At 43.6% G+C, this 23329-nt stretch carries 16 protein-coding genes and 1 pseudogene; 10 read left to right on the top strand and 7 right to left on the bottom strand.

What is annotated here, in order from left to right; genetic code table 11:
• The 3 genes and pseudogenes from CJD30_RS10385 to CJD30_RS10375 all read right to left on the bottom strand — a co-directional run.
• Positions 1-1171 (bottom strand): annotated as a pseudogene (locus tag CJD30_RS10385) (class I SAM-dependent DNA methyltransferase); the annotation flags it as partial.
• A gap of 30 nt (positions 1172-1201) precedes the next feature.
• A complete protein-coding gene (gene dnaE, locus CJD30_RS10380; RefSeq protein WP_294918832.1) occupies positions 1202-4741 on the bottom strand; it encodes a DNA polymerase III subunit alpha in 3540 nt (1179 codons plus the stop codon).
• Between the two features lie 58 nt (positions 4742-4799).
• Positions 4800-5675 (bottom strand): GyrI-like domain-containing protein, encoded by an 876-nt coding sequence (locus CJD30_RS10375; RefSeq protein ID WP_294918831.1) that lies wholly within the window; start codon positions 5673-5675, stop codon positions 4800-4802.
• 118 nt (positions 5676-5793) lie between these two features.
• Here CJD30_RS10375 and CJD30_RS10370 point away from each other — a divergent pair, with 118 nt between their 5' ends.
• Entirely contained in the window at positions 5794-6933 is a 1140-nt protein-coding gene (locus CJD30_RS10370; RefSeq protein WP_294918829.1) for a PLP-dependent aminotransferase family protein, read from the top strand.
• A 4-nt stretch (positions 6934-6937) separates the two neighbouring features.
• On the opposite strand, the gene CJD30_RS10365 is transcribed toward CJD30_RS10370, so the two are convergent.
• The 4 genes from CJD30_RS10365 to efp all read right to left on the bottom strand — a co-directional run bounded on the left by CJD30_RS10365 (position 6938) and on the right by efp (position 9374).
• Entirely contained in the window at positions 6938-7384 is a 447-nt protein-coding gene (locus CJD30_RS10365) for a YaiI/YqxD family protein (protein ID WP_294918827.1), read from the bottom strand.
• Positions 7381-8133: a DUF1566 domain-containing protein gene (locus tag CJD30_RS10360; protein WP_294918825.1), complete on the bottom strand. Its 753-nt coding sequence runs from the start codon at positions 8131-8133 to the stop codon at positions 7381-7383. The genes CJD30_RS10365 and CJD30_RS10360 overlap by 4 nt, the downstream gene beginning before the upstream one ends.
• A complete protein-coding gene (locus CJD30_RS10355) occupies positions 8120-8686 on the bottom strand; it encodes a DJ-1 family glyoxalase III (RefSeq protein ID WP_294918824.1) in 567 nt (188 codons plus the stop codon). Before CJD30_RS10355 ends, CJD30_RS10360 begins: the two co-directional genes overlap by 14 nt.
• Before the next feature lie 121 nt (positions 8687-8807).
• Positions 8808-9374, bottom strand: a complete 567-nt coding sequence (efp, locus tag CJD30_RS10350; RefSeq protein ID WP_294918823.1) for an elongation factor P — start codon at positions 9372-9374, stop codon at positions 8808-8810.
• Between the two features lie 202 nt (positions 9375-9576).
• Between efp and CJD30_RS10345 the strand changes: the two genes are divergently transcribed.
• From CJD30_RS10345 to CJD30_RS10305, 9 genes are all read left to right on the top strand, one after another.
• A complete protein-coding gene (locus tag CJD30_RS10345) occupies positions 9577-10956 on the top strand; it encodes a TolC family protein (protein WP_294918821.1) in 1380 nt (459 codons plus the stop codon).
• Positions 10956-11741: an efflux RND transporter periplasmic adaptor subunit gene (locus CJD30_RS10340; RefSeq protein WP_294918819.1), complete on the top strand. Its 786-nt coding sequence runs from the start codon at positions 10956-10958 to the stop codon at positions 11739-11741. The genes CJD30_RS10345 and CJD30_RS10340 overlap by 1 nt, the downstream gene beginning before the upstream one ends.
• Positions 11742-11749: 8 nt before the next feature.
• The gene (locus tag CJD30_RS10335) at positions 11750-13336 is read left to right on the top strand and encodes an efflux RND transporter permease subunit (protein WP_294918818.1); all 1587 of its coding nucleotides are present in this window, start codon (positions 11750-11752) and stop codon (positions 13334-13336) included.
• Positions 13336-15045: an efflux RND transporter permease subunit gene (locus tag CJD30_RS10330; protein WP_294918816.1), complete on the top strand. Its 1710-nt coding sequence runs from the start codon at positions 13336-13338 to the stop codon at positions 15043-15045. The genes CJD30_RS10335 and CJD30_RS10330 overlap by 1 nt, the downstream gene beginning before the upstream one ends.
• Before the next feature lie 6 nt (positions 15046-15051).
• Positions 15052-16866: a flagellar assembly protein A gene (locus tag CJD30_RS10325; protein ID WP_294918814.1), complete on the top strand. Its 1815-nt coding sequence runs from the start codon at positions 15052-15054 to the stop codon at positions 16864-16866.
• Positions 16867-17025: 159 nt separating this feature from the next.
• A complete protein-coding gene (locus CJD30_RS10320; protein ID WP_294918812.1) occupies positions 17026-19605 on the top strand; it encodes a chemotaxis protein CheW in 2580 nt (859 codons plus the stop codon).
• 180 nt (positions 19606-19785) lie between these two features.
• The gene (locus CJD30_RS10315) at positions 19786-21063 is read left to right on the top strand and encodes an MFS transporter (protein ID WP_294918810.1); all 1278 of its coding nucleotides are present in this window, start codon (positions 19786-19788) and stop codon (positions 21061-21063) included.
• Entirely contained in the window at positions 21063-22700 is a 1638-nt protein-coding gene (locus tag CJD30_RS10310) for a bifunctional protein-serine/threonine kinase/phosphatase (RefSeq protein ID WP_294918808.1), read from the top strand. Before CJD30_RS10315 ends, CJD30_RS10310 begins: the two co-directional genes overlap by 1 nt.
• Before the next feature lie 9 nt (positions 22701-22709).
• Positions 22710-23135: an Rrf2 family transcriptional regulator gene (locus CJD30_RS10305; RefSeq protein ID WP_294918806.1), complete on the top strand. Its 426-nt coding sequence runs from the start codon at positions 22710-22712 to the stop codon at positions 23133-23135.
• Positions 23136-23329 lie beyond the last annotated feature (194 nt).

Here is a 23329-nt window from a genome sequence, read left to right as displayed (position 1 = left end):
CCAATTCAGATATACGAAGATATTTTTCTTCTAATTCATGTCGTTCAAATAACGAACTGTTGAGATAAGGGATATAATCAAACTCATGATTTTGCCGTTCAGATATTTTTACAGCAAGTATTTTAAAAAACAACATATTGAGTCGATCAAAATCTTCAATTTTCGACGTATTCAAAAATTTTAGCTCTTGTCTATTTCCATTCCATCGTACAATTTGTGATTCAAGAAGTTTGAGAAAAAGTATCCTATTAAGCCAAATAATAATGATTTGAATGATAATGTCAAACTCATCTTCGTCATGTGTGAATTTTAATTCTGACTTCGTTAACTCATAAAAAGTACCATTTTGAGGGTTTTTAGCTCTACCGATAAGCTTTTTCCCACTAACTTTTTCCTCTTCTAATCCTAAAATATACAAAAGTTCATTATAGAACTCACGGTTTAGGCTATTGGCATCATTGGGATTAAACTCTTTTAAAAGAGTATCAGAGCTAAGAAGTTTATAGATAGCGATAAGATTTTTATCACTTTGAGGTTCTTTCAGATTAAAATGAGCACAATCGATTGGCATTTCTTCGATTAAATCATACATATATTTAGGTAATTCTGTTTCTAAACTACTATAAAAATCTGCTGTTCCATCTCCTAAAATAGATGGATTTTTATAATTATCAAAAAGCTTTTTAAATGTTTTATTTTTCCAAAAATGTATATCAAAATCTTTTGCATCAAAAATAAACCAGTTGAAAAAATCTGTAATAACAATATGAAAAAGAGTAACATTCCCGCGATCACGTTCGCGCATGAAATACAAAATCGCTTCGTGAAAAGCTTTTTTGTTTAGATTGTTTTGAGTAATCATCCCGCTTGACTGATACACTTTTGCTTCAAAAATAACTGCTGGCTTATAATCTTTTAAAATAGCTAAATCTATCCCGCTTTGCCCTGATTGAGTATATGCATTAGTTTCATGACCTAACGATTCAATAAATGGCTTAAGTGCATTGGTAACGATATTAGGTTCAGCTTGTTTAGTAGCATGTTGAGTTTCGATTTCACGGACATAATTTGATAGATTCCCTTTAAATTTCTCAAACTTTTCTTTTTCAATGCTTTTTTTCGACAATAAAGGATTAATAAAATCTCTGACTTTTTTAATGTTTAGCTTCATACACTAATCTCCTGATGAGTGATTATATCTTTAAAGAATATCAATATCACTAAATTCAACTAAATCATCTAATAATTTATTATCAATACGTATTGCAGAATCAATCACAACATCCATCAATTTTGAAACAATCACCAATTTTAATTCTCGTTTTCCTGGATGACGGCGAACAAGCGTATAGAGTTTTTCTAATGTCTCCAAGTTATCGCTGAGACGAAGTCGCAGCTGCAACGGTTCCTGCGGCGGAAGATTTTCGACGATCTTGGTCTCTACCTTTTTTGCCTCTTTTTTCGCTTCGTTAAGACTCATGATCTTGGTAACGCTGATACGGGTGAACATCTCCGTGTGAGTCACCTTGACCTTGAACGCGATCGGCTCATCGAGATCCATTTTCTCCAACTCTTCGAGCTTGTCGGAGAAGAGCATCACCTCGATATTGCCGTGGAAATCCATCAGACTCACGAGACCGAACTGTGAACCTTTTTTCGACATCTTTTTCGTAATCTCTTCAACCTTGCCGATGAAGATAGCGCTCGATCCGTCGGCGATGTTTTCGATCTCGGATGAGAGGGTATAGTTGATCGCGTCGATCTGCTCACGGTAATTATCGAGCGGATGTCCCGAAACGTAGAATCCGAGAGTATCTTTCTCAAAATCAAGGAGGGTTTTGAGATCAAATTCCTCCATGTTTTTGAGGTTCACTTCAACTGCTGTCACCTCTTCATCATCCCCGAAAAGGCTGAATTGGGCATCTTTTTTGAGCGAAGAGCCTTTTTTAGCCGTCTCAACGAGCGTTTCAACCTGCTCCAAAAGCGCTCGGCGAGAGTAGCCGAAATGATCCAATCCTCCCGCTTTGATGATGCACTCGATCACTTTTTTGTTCACTTTTTGGGGTTCAATCCGGTTGATGAAATCTTGAATATCTTTGAACTTGCCCTCCGAGCGTGCTTCGAGTATCGACTCGACCGCCGCTTCTCCGACCCCTTTGATCGCACCCAGACCGAATAGGATTTGATCCTGATCGTCTTTGGTGATCGCGGAGAATTCAAGCTGTGAGTGGTTGATGTCGGGAGCCCCAAGGAATATTTTCATCCGTTTGGCTTCGTCGATATATTTGACGACTTTGTCGGTGTTGTCTTTCTCCGAGGTGAGCAACGCCGCCATGAACTCCTGCGGATAGTAGGTTTTAAGCCATGCGGTCTGAAACGTGACCATCGCGTAGGCGGCGGAGTGGGATTTGTTGAACCCGTATCCGGCGAATTTTTCGATCAGATCAAAGAGTTCTGAGGCTTTTTTGTAATCCAATCCTTGATTAGCCGCCCCCTCAGAAAACTCTTTGTTGTACTTTTGCATCTCCTCGATCTTCTTTTTCCCCATCGCACGACGCACGATGTCCGCCCCACCAAGGCTGAAACCACCGACCGTTTGTACGATCTGCATGACCTGCTCTTGGTACACGATGACCCCATAGGTCGGTTTGAGAATCGGTTCCATTGAGGGGAATGTATAGGTGATCGCCTGACGACCGTGTTTACGTTCGATAAAGTCATCCAACATTCCCGATTCCATCGGTCCCGGACGATAGAGGGCGAGTACCGCAATCAAGTCCTCGAATGAGCTGGGTTTGAGCCGTTTGTTCAAATCCTGCATCCCCGAACTCTCGATCTGGAACATTCCGATCGTGTCACCGCTTTGGATAATCTCGTACACTTTGGGATCGTTCTCGTCAATCGTATGCCAGTTCACCTCAACGTCGTAGCGCTTTTTGATCAGTTTGATCGCATTATCGATAACATCGAGCGTTTTAAGTCCCAAGAAGTCGAATTTGATCAAGTCAATGTCTTCGAGAAAGTTCAGTGAATACTGGGTAACAAACGTCTCCTCGCCGGAGGGTTTGTAGATCGGGGTTTTTTTCCATAACGGTTCGTTGGAGATAACAACCCCCGCCGCGTGCATCCCAGCATTGCGTTTGAGTCCCTCTAACTTTTTAGAGAACTCCCATACACGCGCAGCTTGGCTATCACTTTCGATCAATTCAGAAATCTTCGGCTCTTTCTGGAATGCTCCAGGTTTGAACTCTCCCCCTTTGGTTTTACCGTTGAGGGTGATCCCCAACTCATCGGGGATCAGTTTCGCCATTGCATCGGCTTGTGCCAAAGGCATATCCAAAACACGGGCCACGTCACGGATAACCCCTTTGGCGAGCAGTGAGCCGAACGTGATGATCTGCGCAACCTGCTCACGACCGTATTTGCGGACGACATAATCGATGATCTCACCGCGACGTGCTTGCATAAAGTCCATATCGATATCGGGCATCGATACCCGTTCAGGATTCAAAAAACGCTCGAAAAGCAAATCGTACTTCATCGGATCGATGTCGGTAATCTCCAACGCATATGCAACGAGGCTCCCTGCTGCCGATCCCCGCCCCGGCCCTACGGCGATCCCCATTTTTTTGGCTTCACGGACGAAATCCCAAACGATCAGCATATAGCCCGGGAATTTCATCTGATTGATCACCTCAATCTCAAATTCCAAACGATCCCGATACTCCTGATGACGCTCGGAGGGAACATGCACCAAACGCTCTTCAAGCCCTTTACGGCAGCAGTGGATAAAGTATTCCGAGTCTTCGGTGATATCCAATCCCTCTTCACGGGCATATTCGGTGGTAAATTTAAAATTCGGCGGTGTCGGATTCCCCAGTTTGAGTTCTAACTGACACTTCTCAACGATCTCTTGGGTGTTATAGAGCGCTTCAGGGATATCAGCAAAGAGACGTGCCATTTGTTCAGGGGATTTGATGTAAAACTCATGCACCGAGTGACGGAGTCGTTTTGGGTCATCGTAAAGTTTATTCATCCCAATACACATAAATGCCTCATGGTATTGTGCATCGTCGGGAAACGTGTAGTGGGTATCGTTGGTCGCAACAAGTTTGATCCCCGTCTCACGGGAGAGTTTAATCACCGGCTCATCGATAAAAAGCTGATCGCTGATCCCGTGACGCATGATCTCCATGTAAAAATCGTCCCCAAAGATGTCACGATATTCCAATGCGATTCGTTTGGCTTCATCGTACCCTAACGCCCCGTTTTTGACGTTACGTTCGCTGTTGGTATTGAGATGCCAATTCACCTCCCCTTGCAAACACGCCGACGTACAAATGATCCCTTCGCTGTTTTCACGAAGGAGCTGTTTGTTGATACGGGGGAAATAGTAAAACCCGTTGATATAGGCCTGAGACGAGAGATACATGAGGTTTTTGTACCCAATTTCGTTTTTAGCAAACAAACAAACGTGAAAACGCTGTTTGATGCTCTTGTCTCCCAAATCCTCACCGTTATGAATATAGGCTTCCATCCCAATGATCGGTTTGATCCCCTCTTTGCGCATCTGTTGGTAAAAATCGATCGCACCGAACATATTTCCGTGATCGGTCATCGCCACCGAGGTCATACCGAGCTCTTTTACCCGACTCACCAGTGCAGAAATTTTGTTCGCCCCATCAAGGAGGGAGTATTCGGTGTGGAGGTGCAAATGGGTAAACGGAGGAATCGTGCTCATAAAAAAAGGCCTTGAAAAAAGTATAAGCGATTATAGTGAGTGGGGAATTAATACTCTATTAGAGGACACTGATCGGCAAATAGAATTCCAGATCAAATTCCCCCGATTCGTCCAAAAAATGGTTTTTGCGATAAATCGCATACGGGGGAAGCGTCTTGGTCTCAAATCCGCTATCGGGGAGCCATATCTGATAGACATAGCGCATAAAATGGAGTACGTCTCCGTATTTTCCCTCGATATGAAAAACAGCACACAACGATGCGGGAATCTCAAAATAGGCGACCGAACCGTGAGGATGGCTCCCTTTTGGCACTTCAACCGCCGCGATATAGGCACACTCACTCAGTGGCGTAATCGTCGGATTATCGTGATGAAATCCGATTTGACGTGTACTATCGGGAAGATTATTTTCAATGCACCATGCCCGAAGACGGTTCCAACTATTTTTGATCGAGATATTGTAGCCCCGATGACGGATATAGGCGGCATAGATGGGAGGGGCTTTGATGATTTTGGGGATCGTCCCCGAAAAATCCCGTACCGACATGCTATAGGGGGAGTGAGAGAGAATCGTATGCGAATAGGAGAGATAATCCCCGCTTTTCCACATTTTTGGCGTGGTGTGAAAACGCTCTTTAAATGCTTTGATAAACGAGGTTTGAGAGCTGTACCCGCACATCTGTGCGATTTCAGAGATAGTCGCATATTTATTTGTGAGCAGGAGACTGGAAGCTTTTTGAAGCCGTATCGATTTGATAGTCTCATAAAGATTTTTTCCCGTCTCCTCTTTGAAAATCCGGTGCAGATGATGGACACTGAGACTCTGCATTTGAGCCAGTTCAAGGGCATTTAACTCCGTATCAATATGGAGATAAATATACGAGAGAACATCATTGACAATATCGGCGTGTTGGTGTTTCGTTTCCCGTTTCATTTAACAATATTAGCATAATTGGATAAAAATAATGATGATTTTGGATAACTTTTTTAAGTATTTGGATAAAGAATAAAAAAATCAGATCCTTTACAATGACACTCAAAAAAGGCTATCCATGAAACGCTCATTTATCAGAGAAATTCTCGAAGTTATCGGCAGTGATACCGTCTCATTTGCAGGAGGATTGCCTGATGAGACACTTTTTCCTATGGAAATGCTCCAACATGGTGCACACTCCGCATTGCAGGATCCCAAATCACTCCAATACTCACTCAGCGGCGGGATACTCTCGCTACGCGAAAAGTTGGCATCGTACTATACCGGGATGGGGCTTGAGACCAAAGCCGAAAACATTTTGATCACCACCGGAGCTCAACAGGCATTGGATCTCATCAGTCGCGTCTATTTCCGCTTCGGTACAACCGTTGAGGCACCGGCCTATTTGGGAGCGCTCAATGCGTTCAGTGCCAACGGATGTCCGCTTTATGGCGCGACATTGGACAATTACAAACTCAATTTAAAGACGTTTGAACGCCATTTTGCAGTTACCAAACGAGCATATCTGATGTGCGATTTTCAAAATCCTACCGGAATCAGCTATTCGATTGAAGATCGGGAAGCACTCGGGAACATGGCCTCTCATTACGATGGAATCATTGTAGAAGACGGTGCCTATATGGAACTGTTTTTTGAAGAACGGATGCCGCCGATGGCTCTGTTTGCCCCACATCACTCGCTCCATGTCGGATCGTTTTCCAAAACACTCGCACCCGGATTACGTCTGGGATGGATTCGAGGTGATGTCCATTTATTGCAGCCGATTTTAGCGCTGAAAGAGCGCTCGGATCTCCACACTTCAACCCTCTCGCAACGATTAGCGGATGAGTTTTGGGAGAGCGGAATGTTTGGAAAACACCTCCGCAAAGTACGTGCATGCTACAAAGAAAAATGCGATCTTTTGGCACATGAACTCAACACACAGCTGAGTGATTTTCACTTTACCAAACCCAAAGGGGGAATGTTCATCTACGGATCATTTACTCAAGAGGTCGATGCCAAAGAACTTGCACTGGCATGTTTGAAAAGCGGAGCGGTTTTCGTTCCGGGGGGAGAGTTTTATCCAGGAGCACCGACTAGTGCTGAAGCACGGTTTAACTTTAGCGGAGCAACACCCGAGGAGATGAAACGGGGAATTGCGATTATCGCACAGACCTACAAAGAGTATATGCACCAAAAGAAGCAACGAATCGCATAAATAGCTACCGTCGTTTAGATAGTAGTGTATTAAGCCCATCGGCAAATTCTCTCACGGTCTTGGCCCCTATTGCCGAAGGACCTCCCGTGATCTCGCCGTTATTGCGCAGCTCTTCCATCAGATTGCGCATCGCAAGAAGATGTTTGATATTGTTCTCATCGTAAATCGTCCCGCGCGGATCAAGCCCCACCGCCCCTTTGCTCACAATCCGATCGGCGAGCGGTATATCGGCGGTGATTACCAAATCTCCCGCTTCGCAGAGTTCAGCAATCCGATGATCGGCCTCATCGGGTCCCTGTGCCACCACCTCCATCGAGATGTAAGGCTGATTCGGCACCGATATTTTCTTATTGGCGATAAAAACCGTCGTGATTTCCCTCTTTAGTACCGCACGAAGAAGTATCTCTTTGAGGGCATTGGGAAATGCGTCGGCATCAACGAGGATTTTCATTGATCGCTCACACAGCGTGCCTGAGTTGAGTCTTTTTTCGGAACAGTAGCAACTGAACCGAGCTTGAATCCCACCACATACGCTTCTTGGGAATTCAACGATTCGCTGCTCCAATAGTAACGCTGCATCACCGCACCGAAATAGTTCATATCAAGTGTCGGTCGAACATAATCGTAATCCACAATCCCGTATAATTCTTCGGTGGTCGGTAAGCGCCATGAGCGTTTAAACAACGAGAGGTTTTCGCACATCTCTTTGGCCTCATCATGGGTATAGCGGGCTTTCTTATCGCTCATCCCCAAATCAAGCCAAATCAGACCGTTCTCTTCATCGAGGGTTCCCTCGGGTACTTTTTTATAGTGCCGTACCCTTTTAGAGGGCAAAGGCTCATTGGTACAAATCGCGGCAATCTTTTTCCATCGGGGAGAAAAGGTGACATTTCGCTCTTTGGGATAAAACGCGAATCCCAACACCTCCATGACGCCACCGTCCCCTTCACTTCCCGTACCCACAACCGCCGTTCCGGATGTGACCGTACTCTGTGACCAATAGCTGTATCCATCGGCAAAAGGAGTCGTTTTTGGAAGCGCATAAACCTCGGTGATGCTCATTCCCCGCCATCCATTTCCTAATTCACGGCAATACGCATTGGCTTGTTCTTGCGAATAAGCTTCATTCACAGAGAGATGAACGTCCCCCCATGCACACGAAAACGCTACAGCTAGCCAGAGAAAACTACATCGACGCACAATAATCCGCCAATAATCCGCTGCGAAGTTTTTCGCTCGCTTCAGCTCCTTTGAGCTTTTTCACGATGGCCAATGCAAAACAGATTGCACTCCCCGGACCGCGAGAGGTCATCACATTCGCACTCTCCACCACTGCTTGCTCTGCTCCGACAAACCCTGCCGTAGAGAGCTCATCTTCGATACCCGGATAACAGGTGTAGCCCTCTTTGAGAACTCCTGCCGCTTCGAGGGCGTATGGAGCGGCGCAGATGGCACCGATCGCTTTTCCTTTTGCATCCATTGCTTTGAGGAGGTTTTGAACATTTAGATCCGCTGCAAGCGCTTTTGTACCGCCCCAGCCACCTGGCAAAACAATCATATCGAGTTCATCAACACTCAATCCTTTGACCGGACGATCTGCATGGACGCTAATCCCGTGAGCTCCATTCACCATAAGGTGTTCACTCAAACTTCCCATGATCACTTCGATATCGGCACGACGCAATACATCGATAATGCTTATCGCTTCAATCTCTTCAAATCCATCGGCTAATGGAACTAAAACACACGACATGGTTTACCTCGTTTCAAAATAGTTAGTGGGAGTACATTTATTTATTGAATTGTAGCGTGAAAATAAAAATAGAAAAATGCAGCAGAAAAGTATGAGCGGAAGATCCGCTCAGGAGTATGAATTACTTCACTTTCTCCAAGTATTCACCCTCAACAGTGTTTACTTTGATGATATCACCTTCAAGAACGTGGTATGGAACTTGTACCACTGCACCGGTTTCAAGAGTTGCCGGTTTTTTACTTCCACTTGACGTGTCACCTTTGAAGTTCGGCGGAGTTTCAACGATTTTGAGTTCCATGATCTCAGGAGCATCAACGCTGATCGCTTCGTTATTGTGGAAAACCATTTGAACGTTGGTACCGTCTTTGATCCATTTCATCGCATCTTCACATTGATCGTAGGTAAGTCCCAATTGCTCATAGCTCTCATTGTCCATGAATTGAAGCATTTCACCATCGTCATACAAAAATTGCATTGTTTTATGCGCCATGTTCGGTACTTCGAATTTATCACCCGCATGAACGGTTTTTTCGATTACTTTTCCGTTTTTAAAGCTTTTTACTTTACAACGGACGAACGCTGCACCTTTACCCGGTTTAACGTGTTGAAACTCTACAACTTTGAACGGGTTGCCGTCAATTTCAAGACGCACACCCTTTTTAATATCACCCATACCGATTGTTGCCATCAGGAAACCTTTTTGTATCTTTTGTTTGGTCGAATTTTACCCGAAAGTGAGACGAATTTCAAACCATGTGTAACTTATGGTATGATCTTATCTTCTAATTTGATTTATTTTTGATGATTTTTATAACGCTAATACGTCTAAATGTGTATAATAAAGCTTATACGATTGATTATAATCACAAATACATTAGCAAGGATTCATGATGATGAATACCCTTTCACGATTTTTTGGTGCAACACTCCTGCTAGGTTCATGCCACCTTATGGCATCAGGACTGTCACTCCCTGCAGCCTTGGAGATTCTGGAAACCAATAACCTTGAAATCAAAACTACATCCCTTGATGTTCAAAGTGCCCAAAACGATACTTCGATGGCAAAAGGCTACAATTTCGGTTCACTTGAGCTAAGCCAAAGCGCTATGCGCTCCAACGATGCCGGAAATGCTTTCGGCTTTAAACTCAGTTCCCGTCAAGCCTCTTTCAATGATTTCGGATTTGATGAATTTCTTGGACAAATGAGTGGGCTTCCGGGCAATGCTCAACAACTCCTTGCCACTCAACCCAAAAATTTGAACTATCCTGACTATCAAAACTACTACCAAACCAAACTCACTTATATGGTTCCAGTATTTGTCGGCGGTAAACTGAGCGCCTATAGTGATATTGCTCAAAAAATGGAGCAGATCAAAAAGCTCGATGCCGAACAGATGAAAACCGAAAAACGATACGAACTGCGCAAAAGCTATTACGATATGGCTCTTTTGCAAAGCTCGATCGATCATATGAAAACCATTCATAAAAACATCGCCACATTAGAGCGTACCACACAAATGATGGTTCAAGAGGGGTATGCCAAAAAAGTCGATCTCCTCGAGGTCGAAGCAAAAAAAGCCAACGTTGAACGCAGTCTTACCGAGATGGAAGCCAATAAAAAACTCCTCTATCATTATCTCAGTTTCCTGCTCAATACTCCCGTTACCGATATCGAACTGCCGGCCAATGATTATCCCGCTTCATCCATCAGCGAAAATGATGTGTTAACCAACAATACCGATCTTAAAAAAGCTTCTCAAGGTTTAGAGATTCGAGATCGAATGGTAGATGTCGCGTACGCTCCGTTTCTCCCACAAGTGGGTGCATTTGCCGAAGCGAGCAGTGCGGACGATACCTTTTTAGGCAACTTCAACGATCATAAAGCCTATACCGTGGGTGCAAAACTCAGCTGGAACCTTTTTAACGGCGGTGTCGATAAAAACGCTCTCGAAAAAGCCAAAATCGAGAAATTAAAAACGGCAACTCAAGTCGAATTGGCTAAAAAAGGGATTACTCTCCAATACGACAAAATTCGCACCGAAATCGAAAGTTTGAATGCGCAAGTCAACAGCCTTGAAAAAGAGTTGAAATTGGCTGATCAAATTTATCAAAATTACGAAAGCCGCTACCATGAGCACCTCGCATCAATGAGCGATGTGATCATCAAGCAATCTCAACAGATCGAAAAAATTCTCAATCTTCAAATGGTGAAAAACCAACGCAACGAGCGAATTTTTGCCCTCGAAAAACTTAGTAACGGAGTTAAATAATGAAATTTTTCCTCACCTCAATCGCCCTCGCCTCAACACTCAGTGCCGCAGGTATCAGCCTCTCAGGAAGCGTCATCAGCGATAATCAGAAAATGATTACCAGCCGTAATATGGGCTTTGTCACCAGCGTCAACGTCTCAGAAGGCTCACGCGTCTCCAAAGGACAGCTTTTGTACACCATCGATTCCAAAGAGATCGATTCGGCCAAAAACCAGGTAGAACTCGGCATCGCACAAGCAGAGCTTTCTTTACAGATGTACCAAAACCAATACGCAAACCTAGAACTCAATCTAGAACGTAACAAACGTCTTTTGGCTCAAGACATGGTGTCCAAGTTTGAAGTCGAAAATCTCGAACTCTCCAAAAAGAATCTAAAAAATATGATCTCCATCGGAGAACGTCAAGTCAACCAAGCCAAAGCTCGCCTCCAAGAGGTTAATAACCAATACAACTATCTGCGTATCACAGCGCCCAACAGCGGTGTTGTCGTCGCTAAAAACATCAAAGTGGGTGAAATGGCAATGCCGGGGATGCCGGCAATCGTTCTATCGGATTTAAATGCATTGAAAATCGAAGTTGAAGTGGCCGAAAATAATCTCAAACTTGTCCCAGTCGGAAAACAGGTCAAAATTGCTATTCCATCGGTAGGCTATAACGGAGTTGGTCGAGTCAGTGCGATTATCCCAAGTTCAAATCCGATGACCCATACCTTTAAAATTAAAGTTTCATTCAATGCTAAACAAACCGTTTATCCCGGAATGTATGCAACGATTGAAATTGAATAGGACTATTGATGCACGCACCTCACTCCTATAAGCCAACCGATGCTGCCGGAAAGCTGGCAAAAGGTTTTTTGCGTAATCCTCTCACTCCGATTTTAGGGATTTTTCTCCTCATTATCGGTTATATAGCACTCATGCTTATGCCGCGTGAAGAAAATCCTCAGATGGTTGTCAGCGGTTCAACCGTTATTGTCGCCCTTCCCGGTGCAACCGCCAGTGAAGTAGAAAACGTTATTGTTAAACCGTTGGAGCGCAAACTCAAAGAGATCAAAGGGATCGAACACATCTACGGAATGGCGATGGATAACGTCGCCGTTATCAATGCCGCATTTTACATCGGTGAAGCCAAAGAAGATTCAAACCTAAAAATCTACGACAAGATCATGCAAAACATGAGTATCCTCCCAAAAGGTGCCATGCAGCCGATTATCAAACCCCTCGATATCGATGTTGATATTCCGATCGTCTCCGTCGCGTTTTACTCCAACAATCCAAAAATGGATCCGACGGTTCTCTACGATCACGTCAAAGAGATTCAACACCATATCAACGGTCTACCTAACGTTGCCGTCACCGATATCAAGGGGGCAAAAAAACACCAATATAACGTTCTTGTTGATATGAACCGTCTCAGCGGATACAACCTATCGCTCGGGCAAATCGTTATGGCGACACAATCTCTCGCCTATAACGTACCGGAGATCAAAGGAAAAACCCAAGACAACAAAATCGTTATGATCGGTGTGCGTAATGCAATCGAGAGTGTTGAAGACGTCGGAAACATCATCGTCGCGCAATACGGCGGATCGGCCATCTATCTGCGTGATGTCGCTACGATCACTTCCGGCAGCGATATACAAAATTTTAAATCAGCACTGGTATCGGCCAAAGAGGATCAAACATTCTCACCACTAAAAGATCAAATCACTCTCACCGTCTCTAAGCTCCAGGGAACAAATGCCGTTAATATCGCCGATGCAGTCAAAGAAGAACTCGAAAAATACAAAGAGCAGATGAAAGCGGAAGGGATCAATTACGTCATCACCCGAAATGACGGCGAACGGGCGAATGAAGCGGTTAACGAACTTGTATTTCACCTTCTTCTCTCGATTGTCATCATCGCGATTTTGCTCATCTTCGTACTCGGATGGCGCGAGTCTTTGATTGTTACCTTCACCGTTCCGGCGATCTTGGCGATTACCCTCTTTATTGCCTATCTTACCGGGCAAACGGTCAATCGTATCACCCTTTTTGCTTTCTTACTCAGTTTAGGACTGCTTGTCGATGCAGCGATCATCGTTATCGAAAATATCCATCGCCATTTTCACGCACCCGATGCGCATGAACGTGATGCCGATGAGCTGATGATCGAAGCAACCGATGAGATCGGAGCACCGACCAATATCGCAACCCTCGCCATCATCCTCACGATGGTACCGATGGCGTTTGTCGGGCAAATGATGGGGCAGTTTATGAAACCGATTCCGGCGAATGTCCCTGTCGCCTTGATAGCATCGCTGTTCGTTGCGTACATCTTTACTCCGTATTTGGCAGTACGTCTTTTGAAAAAACCCGCCCCCCACGGAGAATCGCACTAATGTATAAAAAATTTGAAAATTATTTGGTTGATACGCTCAATTCGCCTGCCAAAAAGAAAAAAATCCTCTGGGCAACACTCTTTGCTTTTATCTTTGCGGTTGCTCTTATCCCAACCAAACTGGTTTTGGCAAAAATGTTGCCGGGGAAAAACAACGATACGTATACTGTTTATCTTGATTTAGCCAACGGAAGTTCGATTGAGCAAACCCGTCACGTTAGTGAATGTGTCGTAAATGTACTCCAAAAAGAGCCTGAAGCCCTTGACACTGAAGTATTCTTGGGGACAGGTTCTCCCCTTGATTTTGCCGGATTGATCAAAGGAAGCCACTTTAAAAACAGTGAAAACGTCGCCGAAGTGGTCGTCAATCTCACCAAAAAACATCATCGAGACGAGCCATCGTATATGATGGTTCAGCGTCTTCGCCCTGTTATCCAAAAAGAGTGCGGTAATATCTATCCGCAAACCAATATCAAATTTATCGAACCACCAGCAGGTCCTCCGACAATGGCCGCAATCGTCGCTGAAGTCTATGGAAACAAAGCAGAAGGGATTCGTCATTTAGCGGAGCGCGTTGAAGGGGTTTTCAAAAAAACCGAAGGGCTTGTTGATATCGATATCATGCAAGATGAGATTTATGATAAGTTTGAAGTGCGAGTCAACACCGATAAAATCTCAAAATCGGGTCTGGATATTAAACACGTGAACGATATATTGTATCTGGCATTCGAGGGGATGGGAGTTGCCGTCAAAAACTCACAAAATGCGACCGAGCAAATCCCTATTTTTCTAACATTGACACCAGAGGGGAAAAAGTTTTCTTCCCGTGACAAAAATGCGATCGATATCAAGCTTGCATCCCTCACTCTGCTCAATCAAATGGGGATGATGGTTCCAATCACTGAAATCGTTGAAATCGTTGCGGTGAAGTCAAATCCGATGATTATGTCAAAAGATCTTCATCAAATGACCAACGTACTTGCTGAAACCGATATGGTTTCTCAAGTTTATCCGCTTATGGCGGCACGCAATACAATTCTTGATACTTTCGGTGACGAATACGAAATTACCAAAACAGGATTATTCAATCTTCAACTGGTAGACAAAAAAACCAAAGAGATTTATGATCTCAAATGGGATGGAGAGATGAAAGTTACTCTCGATACGTTCCGAGATTTGGGCGGTGCATTTATTGCGGCACTTGTCTTGATTTTCTTGTTGATGGTTGTTTATTATAAAAGCTTTGTCTTGAGCGGTATTGTTTTACTTGGTAGTTTCCTCTCTATCATCGGTGTTATTACGGGGCATGGTATCGTCGATATTTTCACCGTAGATACCTTCTTTTTGACGGCAACATCGTTAATCGGATTTATCGCTTTGATCGGGATAAGTTCACGCAATTCCTTGCTCCTCATCGATTTTACCAAATCGCTGATGGTCGATAAAGGGATGCATAAAACCGAAGCAATCGCCTATGCTACCGCAACGCGTGCGAAACCGATTTTCCTCACCGCTGCGGCAATCATTCTAGCGTCGACACTCTTGGCAAGCGACGCGGTTTTCGGAGGGCTTGGAGTTTCTCTTATTTTTGGTACAATAGCAGCCGTCATCGCATCGCTTCTGGTTGTCCCCGTTCTGATCCACAATTCCGATCTGGAACGCCACTTTAATTTTCATGAGCGAAAAGCAGTATCAATAATGGAGCCGTAAGCCTAAATGTCTGATTTCGTCCCTTTGACCGTTCTCACCTCAAATGTTATGCAAGATTTGAAACAGGCGGCTCTAAGTCAAAGGATAGCGGTAGAAAATCTCGACTTTGATCTTCTATCCTATGAAACTTCCTTTAAAGGGAGTGTAGACGAAGAGTGGCAATTTTTACAAGGGAACGATCTTCTAACCCAAACAACGGAAAATGAGATCCGTTCTAACATTTTTCTCCTACGTCAAGAGTATCAAATCCAAATCCGTCTTGCCAAACCTCACCCGTATTTGACATTGGACTTTACCATTGCAACCGATAAAACCAAAAGCAGAGTTATCGCCATCATTAATCCCTCATCCAAAATTCCTCTTGTGAAAGGGGTCCAAGAGTGGATCAAATACGCTATAAAGCAAAAAATGCTTCGAAACTCTCTGATGATTGGGCTCTACGATCAAAATCTCGATCGTGAAATTCAGCGTCTCATTGTCAAAATTCAAAAAGAGGGCCCACTCAAAGAATCTTATCGCCTTCCGATCGGAGAATTTTTTCTGCCGATCATGCCGATCAATGATAAGATTGTCTTACATTACAAGAATGCCAATGTAACCAACAGTATGATTGAGGGTGTTAACCCCGGAGATTTGATTTTAGAATATCTTTTTCCAAAACCGGGACGTCACGGACGCGCTTGTACCGGTGAGCACATTCATGTCCCTGAACCGATTGTCAAATACGCTTCATACGTTGTGATTGATCCTGAAACCATTAGCAGTGAACAAGATGAAGAGAGTATCCGTTTTTTTTCAAAAGTTTCAGGATATGTAGATCGTAAACAAGGGATGTTTTATATCTCTCAAGAGCTTCAAATCGAAAATGCCAGTTTCAAAAAAACCGGTTCGATTGAAACAGGAATCGAAAAAGACATCTCTTTGATCATCAAAAAAAATGTGCACGATGAAGATGCCGTAGGGACAGGAATCAATATCGATGTCCAAAAACTCGATGTCAGCGGAACCATCGGCCGGAATGCGAAAATTCAAGCCTGCGAACTTAAAATCGGAGCGCAAACCCATCGAAAATCAGAGATTCACGTCTCTGAAACCGCTAATGTGCATCTTCATCGGGGAAACCTCAAAGCCAAAGATGCCCATATCAATATTTTAGAATCGGGTAAAGTTGAAGCCGATACGATACAGATTCAAAAAATGATGGGGGGCGAAGTAATCGGAAGAAAGGTACATGTTCATACCCTCTATTCCAATGCGCGTATTATCGCACTCGAATCCATCACTATTGATACGATTGAAGGGGATGGCAATAACCTGATTATCAATCCCCATGCTATCGCCAGCTATCACCAGCAAATTGTTGATCTAGAAGCTGAAATCAAAGCAAAAACGACTGAACTTTACGCTGATACCAAACAACTTAAAATACGAAAAGCCGTTTTCGTTGAGAAAAACAGTCGTATCAAAGAGATTCAAATCCGTGTTTTAACGAAACAAAAACGGGGTGAAGCACCGATGAAAGCCGATTTGGTTCGGTTGCAGCAATACAAAAGTGAACGCGAAGCAATTCAAGAAGCATCCGAACAATTGGCAGAGTCCGAACAAATTCTGGAATCTTTAAAAGAAAAACTTGAAAAACTCTATGATGCCGATATACACGCGGTAGTTACCCATCGCGGTGTGTATAACGGACATAATCGAATCGTTTTTATCGATCCTAAAAATCGTCAAGAATACGGTGTCTCTCCGGAGGGTGCTGTGACGCATATACGCCTGCGCAAAGAAAACGATGAGAAAAAATTTCTCCTAGAATCAGAGTAATTTCTATCCATTCTCATTACCTTCTGTTCTCTTGTTCGAAAAAAAAACATTGAAATAAAAAATGCCAAAGCAATGATTATTTTTTAATCAATAAATATTCTATTTTTCCTTTTTTGATCTTTATACTGCTACTGACAATACCGAATCAGGAACAGTATCATGCAACGCAACCACCTCATCAATTATATGCCCAACGTTCAAAATTTTGAAAAAAACATGAATACTTTATCGGGCAAATGGGATTTATTGACCCTTTTGGGTTCCATGTCCAATATCGGCATGGATACCAGTGAAACACGAAAAGCGTTTGAGGATTTACTGGATGAGCCGCTTAATCGTCTTATCAATGAAACGTTTAGTAAAAGCCTAAACGAACTTGAGTCCAAAGCCCAAACAGCCATTGATATCCTTATCCGAAATCTTTTCGAACGTACTGCGGATATAGGCTTTTTGGCAACGGATGATGATATCCGTGATTATCTCCTCTTTTTAAACACCACCGATATGTCGGCTTCGGATGAGATGCGCGAGATTAAAATCCACAAAAAAGAGGCCTTGACCCAACGATTTAGAGAATATGTCTTGAAATACAGCGTATATGAGAACATCATTCTCCTCGATACCAGAGGAAAAGTCCTCGTACAACTCGATCCGTCTAACCCGATCACCTACTCCAAAGATCCGCTGCTCCAAGAATCGCTCCGCACCTACCAAGGGTACGTTGAAACCTACCGTGCAACTGACTTGACGCATCATGAACCTTCGTTGATCTACTCGTACCGTGTGTGCAATCCGGAGAATGAAGAGCCTCTTGGCGTATTGTGTCTCATTTTCCGTTTTGAGAATGAACTCCAAAGCATTTTTCGTAAACTCACACGCGAAAATCCGTATATCGCACTAGAACTTCTCAATCCGGATGGGGAAGTTATCGCCTCTTCGTCTGTCCACCATGTCCCTGTGGGATCGTACCTGCAACCTCGTAACAATGAGAATCAGCAAACCTATTATGCGGGTTTTGAATATCTTTATAAAGCGGTCAAAACATCGGGATATCAAGGGTATAACGGATCGGGCTGGGTATCGCATGCAATGGTTCCGCTTCACCTATCTTTTCGCTCAGCCTCTCAAAGCTCATTTTCAACCAATGAACTGTTTGAAACGGTTGCCAATGCAAAAGCGTATTATCCCGATGAGCTCCAAAATATTCTTGACAAAGCCAAAAAAATCCAAAATGAGCTCGATATCACCGTTTGGAACGGAAATGTCCAAATCGCGAATGCAGTCGGACATGAGAATCCGTTTACAAAAGCCCTTCTGAGTGAAATCTCAAAAACGGGTGAAGAGACAAAAAGAGTGTTTGATGATACCGTTGCCGGACTCAATCGTACCAAAGTGATCCAATACCTCGAAGATTTAAAATTCCAATCCTCTCTAGCCATAGATATTATGGATCGAAATCTCTATGAGCGGGCAAATGACTGCCGATGGTGGGCATTGACGACAACCTTTCGTGAGTACCTCTCCCGTTCGGAAATCGCTGAAAAAGAGCGCTCGAAAATGAATGCTATTTTAGAATATATCAACGGTCTCTACACTGTCTATAGCACCATGTTTATCTATGATAGAGAGGGGACGATCCTTGCGATATCAAATCCGGATGAGCACGCTTTGATCGGTAAAAAAATTGGTTTCGATTGGGCGGTTGAGACCCTCAAGCTAACAACAACGCAAGAATATATTGTCTCATCGTTTGAACCGAGTCCCTATTATGCAAATCGTTCTACCTATATCTATAACGCCTGTATCCGTAATACCAAAGAGGAGAATGTGGGGGGAATCGGTATCGTTTTCGATTCGGAATCGCAGTTTGAAGCGATGCTGAATGATATCCTCCCAAAAGATGAAAATCATGAAGTCCCTGATGGGATTTTTGCTCTGTTTATCGATCGTAACGGAACGGTCATATCCTCAACAACTCCTACAATCTCGGTAGGGGAAGTGATGAATCTTCCTGAGTCGATTTTGAACCTTTCATCCGGCCAAAGTGATGCGCAGATTCTCCCGCATAACAACAACTATTATGCAATCGGAGCCACATGCTCGCATGGATATCGGGAATACAAACAAAGCGACGGATACCGTAACGACGTTATCGCGATCCTCTACCGTCCGATCGGCGAGATACAAGCATGTACCAATGAAACCACGACACAACGTGTCTATACCTATCCAAAAGCCAATGGAAGCGAAGAGACCTCCGAGATCTCAACGTTCTTTGTCGGAGGCTCTTTGTTTGCCGTAGAATCGAAAAACGTAGTGTGTTCTCTTGCGCATCAAGAGCTCACGTTTATTCTCCATGCGAGCGAATACAACTTGGGTGTCATAAGCTATGAAAAACGGATGATTAGTGTAATCTCCTTGGCAAAACTACTGGGTATCGACAAAAAATACGACAAGGAAAAAGATACCATCATCTTGGTCAAAGCGGTTATCGATCGACAAGTGGTCTATTTGGGGCTCGCTGTTGATGCGATCTACAGCAGTCCTGAAATCCCACTACGATCAATCAGCCAATACAGCAATGTGCTGAAAAATGAAAATTCATTGACGAAAGCGGTCATCATTCCTGATAATCCGGAGGATTTTGCAAATGAGATGATCTCGATTCTCGATATCCCAAAAATATACGCTCAGCTTATTCAGCCCTACTCTAATCCAATGTACAAAGTCATGGCTTAACTGCATATAAACCCTATAGGAAATACCGTTTCCGATAGGGAATCTCCCCTCTTTGGAGAAACTCAACCACATTACAATCACTCTTCTCACCAATGATCATTTTTTAATCAGTCAATAGATTATTTTTGTTCATACTTTCTCTATAATTATTTCAGACAAAAAAATCTTAAAGGAGACGCTATGAAACTTAGCGCTTTAAAACAAGAGGGACATTGGCCGACACTCCTCGCCGCATTTCTCTATTTTGACTTTAGTTTTATGATGTGGACGATGTTAGGTCCATTAGTTACCGAAATCAATGAATCGCTCACCTCCAGAGGTTTTACGATGAATGATGATCAAACCGCGACCCTTCTGGCCGTTCCGGTACTTGCAGGAGCCATTTTGCGTTTGGTTTTGGGAATATTCGTCGATAAATTCGGTCCGAAAAAGACCTCTTTGGTAGCACAAAGCATTGTGATAGCGACATTATTTTATGGGTACTTTGCTGCCGAATCGATCACCTATAATCAATTGTTGCTGATTGCGTTGGGTCTCGGGTTTGCAGGGGCATCGTTTGCAGTAGCATTGCCTCAGGCAGGACAATGGTATCCTCCCCGTCTTCAAGGAACCGTATTGGGGATCGCGGGAGCCGGAAATATCGGTGTTGTGATCGATTTTTTATTCGCACCTAAAATTGCAGAGCTTTGGGGATGGCCATCGGTATTTCTTGTCGGTGCTCTTTTATCCTTTATCGTCTTGATTGCGTATCTCTTTATGGCAAAAGATGCTCCCGCATCGGTCTATAAACCAAACCCGAAAAAAATGGGCGATTATCTCAAATTGATGCGCGATCGCGATACATGGTGGTTCAATCTCTTTTATGCCGTCAGTTTCGGAGGGTTTATCGGTTTTGCAAACTACATGAAAGTTTATCTGATGAATACCTATCAAAGCGACATGTCAGCCTTTGGGATGAGTGTTTTGAATGAAGAAAACGTAAAAGTAATCGCCGGTTATTTCGGTGCACTGTGTATCTTTGCAGGAGCGTTGCTGCGTCCGGTAGGTGGAGCGATTGCCGATAAAATGGGCGGTATTAAATCACTTTATGTCTTTTACGGTAATATCGTCGTTTTAGCACTTATCAGCGCCTTTGTCGATTTGCCGTTTTTTGGTGCGATTGTGATCATGTTTTTGATCATGGCAAATCTAGGGATGGCAAACGGGTCTGTTTTCCAGCTTGTACCGCAGCGTTTCGGCAAAGATATCGGAGTGATGACAGGTCTCATCGGTATGGCGGGAGGTCTGGGCGGAACAGCTCTGATCAAAACGTTTGGCTGGTCTCAGGGAGCTTATGAGGGATATACTGCCGGATTTTTGATCTTTGGTGCAATGACTCTCATCGCTATTAGCGGAATCAGTCTGGTAAAAACACGCTGGCGTACCACATGGGGCGCACAATCAGGAGCACGAATTTAATGCTGCGCGTCCAATCTTCCGAGTTCATTCTCCCAAAAAACGGGTTAACCGGAGACGACGCATGTGCCTATAGTATTATCGATAATGCATTATTGGTCAGCGTCTTGTGCGATGGTGTCGGAAGTGCCGTCCGAGGAGGAACTGCGGCACGTCAATGTGTCAAATTTTTTATCGATCAGTTCAAAAACCGTCCAAAAGCGTGGGATATCCCAAAAACGATGGAGGTTTTTACCCGTCATATCAACAGCCTTCTCTTCAAAGAATCCATGGCGCAATACGGAAAAATTGAACTCCTCACCACCTTGACACTTGCCATCATTGAGGGGGAGACGCTCTATACCCTTAATTTGGGTGATTCTCGTATCTACCTCTTAAAATCCAACGGCGATTTTTATCAACTCAGCACCGATCATACCATGGATGATGAATATCTCTCTCATGTTCTCACCTCTGCCTGCGGCCTTAGTGAAAATATCGATCCCATCATTCGCACGACACCGCTTGAAATCGGAGACAGTGTAGTCCTTTGCAGTGACGGAGTCTATAACCTTCTGGAAAAATCGGCTCTCAGAGATTTGATCAAAAATAAGCTGGGAGCGCGAACAATCATCCAGCATGCCGCACAAATGTGTGATGAAAAAGAGCGTGATGATATGAGTCTTCAAATTTTCCATATTGAATCGCTCGATCCGCTTCACTCGATCAAAAACACCCCTCTTTTGATTCCACAAACCCTGAATGAAGGGCAAATCATCGACGGCTATACCCTTGTAAAGCCATTGATGGAGCATAAACGGATTTGGAAAGTTCTCAAAGAAGATACCTTTTTTGTTATGAAATTTCCGCTGAGCGATGATGAGGAATCGCTTGATGCATTTGTCCGCGAAGCATGGTACGCCAAACAAATCACCCACAAAGCATTCGGTCATGCGTGGGTTCCCGAGAGTCGAAGCATGCGTTATTATCTGATGGAGTTGGTAGAGGGGGTGAATTTACAAGAGTATCTCAAACATCGTACGCTATCGATCGATAATGCGATCGAACTCGGAAAATTTCTCCATCGAGCCGAAGCCCATCTTCTCCATCTGGGGCTTGTTCATGGAGATATCAAACCTGAGAATATTCTCGTCTATCAACGCGAAGGGGAAGCCGGAGTCCATTTCAAAATGATCGATTTTGGATCGATTGTCGAAATTTTTTCTTTAAATAATCGAGCCGGAACCCCAACCTACCTTGCTCCGGAACGATTTAATGAGAGCGTTATTAATGAATCGAGTGAAATCTTCTCGATTGGAGTGACTCTCTATTGGGCGATTACCGCACACTACCCCTACGGTGAAATCGAACCTTTTCAAACCCCTACGTTCAAATCACCCAAACGCCCTTCACAGCTCAATAGCAATATACCCCTATGGCTTGATTCCATCATTATGCGCTCTATTGCCATCTCTCCTGAATTGCGTTATCGACATTATTCGGAGCTCTTTTATGATTTAAAATCTCCCGAGAAAGTAAAACCGTTTTTTTGCAGTTCCACACCGCTGATTGAACGATCCCCTGTAACTTTTTATAAAATCGGATTTATAATTCTCCTTTTATTAGAAATCGTCACATTTTATATGTATGTCACCAAATAAAGGTTGTTTATGCTCTCATCTGCTTGCCAAGATACGATCCGTGCCGCTGTATGGCTCTCAACAAAACCGCAAGGTCAATTTCATCGGATACAAGAGATTAGTGAAGCATTAGGATTGCCATTTCATTTTATGGCCAAATCCCTTCAAAAACTGGTGCACGCTGAAATACTCATTTCTCAACGCGGGGCCGCAGGGGGAGTTGCCCTCTCCCAAGACGCAACGGAAATAACCCTATTATCGATCATCGAAGCCGTCGATGGAACCACATTTTTCGATGCATGTGTTTTAGGAATCGGTGAGTGCGAAGCGGAAAAACCGTGTGCACTCCATGCACAATGGGACAAATGGCGCCAAGAGATGCTGGAGATGTATGGTGCCATGCGATTGAGCGAAATCACGGATGATGTCCTCCTCAAAAAAGTGAAAAGAATTTAGTAATTAGCCTATTATAATATGCTGTTCACAAATAATATATTGACCCTCAAAAGTTAGCACAAAAGTTTTGCCACATTTTTGCGACACAATTTAATTATAATTACCATCACAAAATTATTTCATTTTTCAATAATATTAATTTAAGGCTTATGATGGTAGAGAGAGAGAGAGAGAGAGAGAGAGAGAGAGAGAGA

The organism is Sulfuricurvum sp. PD_MW2 (assembly GCF_002633015.1).
Classification (GTDB): Bacteria; Campylobacterota; Campylobacteria; order Campylobacterales; family Sulfurimonadaceae; genus Sulfuricurvum.
The sequence above is the reverse complement of the archived record's forward strand: the minus strand, read 5'-3'. Positions and strand labels throughout refer to the sequence as shown.

Excerpts from the sequence above, each read along its gene's own strand:
- dnaE (WP_294918832.1), bottom strand. The coding sequence starts at position 4,741 with ATGAGCACGATTCCTCCGTTTACCCATTTGCACCTCCACACCGAATAC.
- CJD30_RS10375 (WP_294918831.1), bottom strand. The coding sequence starts at position 5,675 with ATGAAACGGGAAACGAAACACCAACACGCCGATATTGTCAATGATGTT.
- CJD30_RS10370 (WP_294918829.1), top strand. The coding sequence starts at position 5,794 with ATGAAACGCTCATTTATCAGAGAAATTCTCGAAGTTATCGGCAGTGAT.
- CJD30_RS10365 (WP_294918827.1), bottom strand. The coding sequence starts at position 7,384 with ATGAAAATCCTCGTTGATGCCGACGCATTTCCCAATGCCCTCAAAGAG.
- CJD30_RS10355 (WP_294918824.1), bottom strand. The coding sequence starts at position 8,686 with ATGTCGTGTGTTTTAGTTCCATTAGCCGATGGATTTGAAGAGATTGAA.
- efp (WP_294918823.1), bottom strand. The coding sequence starts at position 9,374 with ATGGCAACAATCGGTATGGGTGATATTAAAAAGGGTGTGCGTCTTGAA.
- CJD30_RS10345 (WP_294918821.1), top strand. The coding sequence starts at position 9,577 with ATGATGAATACCCTTTCACGATTTTTTGGTGCAACACTCCTGCTAGGT.
- CJD30_RS10340 (WP_294918819.1), top strand. The coding sequence starts at position 10,956 with ATGAAATTTTTCCTCACCTCAATCGCCCTCGCCTCAACACTCAGTGCC.
- CJD30_RS10335 (WP_294918818.1), top strand. The coding sequence starts at position 11,750 with ATGCACGCACCTCACTCCTATAAGCCAACCGATGCTGCCGGAAAGCTG.
- CJD30_RS10330 (WP_294918816.1), top strand. The coding sequence starts at position 13,336 with ATGTATAAAAAATTTGAAAATTATTTGGTTGATACGCTCAATTCGCCT.
- CJD30_RS10325 (WP_294918814.1), top strand. The coding sequence starts at position 15,052 with ATGTCTGATTTCGTCCCTTTGACCGTTCTCACCTCAAATGTTATGCAA.
- CJD30_RS10320 (WP_294918812.1), top strand. The coding sequence starts at position 17,026 with ATGCAACGCAACCACCTCATCAATTATATGCCCAACGTTCAAAATTTT.
- CJD30_RS10315 (WP_294918810.1), top strand. The coding sequence starts at position 19,786 with ATGAAACTTAGCGCTTTAAAACAAGAGGGACATTGGCCGACACTCCTC.
- CJD30_RS10310 (WP_294918808.1), top strand. The coding sequence starts at position 21,063 with ATGCTGCGCGTCCAATCTTCCGAGTTCATTCTCCCAAAAAACGGGTTA.
- CJD30_RS10305 (WP_294918806.1), top strand. The coding sequence starts at position 22,710 with ATGCTCTCATCTGCTTGCCAAGATACGATCCGTGCCGCTGTATGGCTC.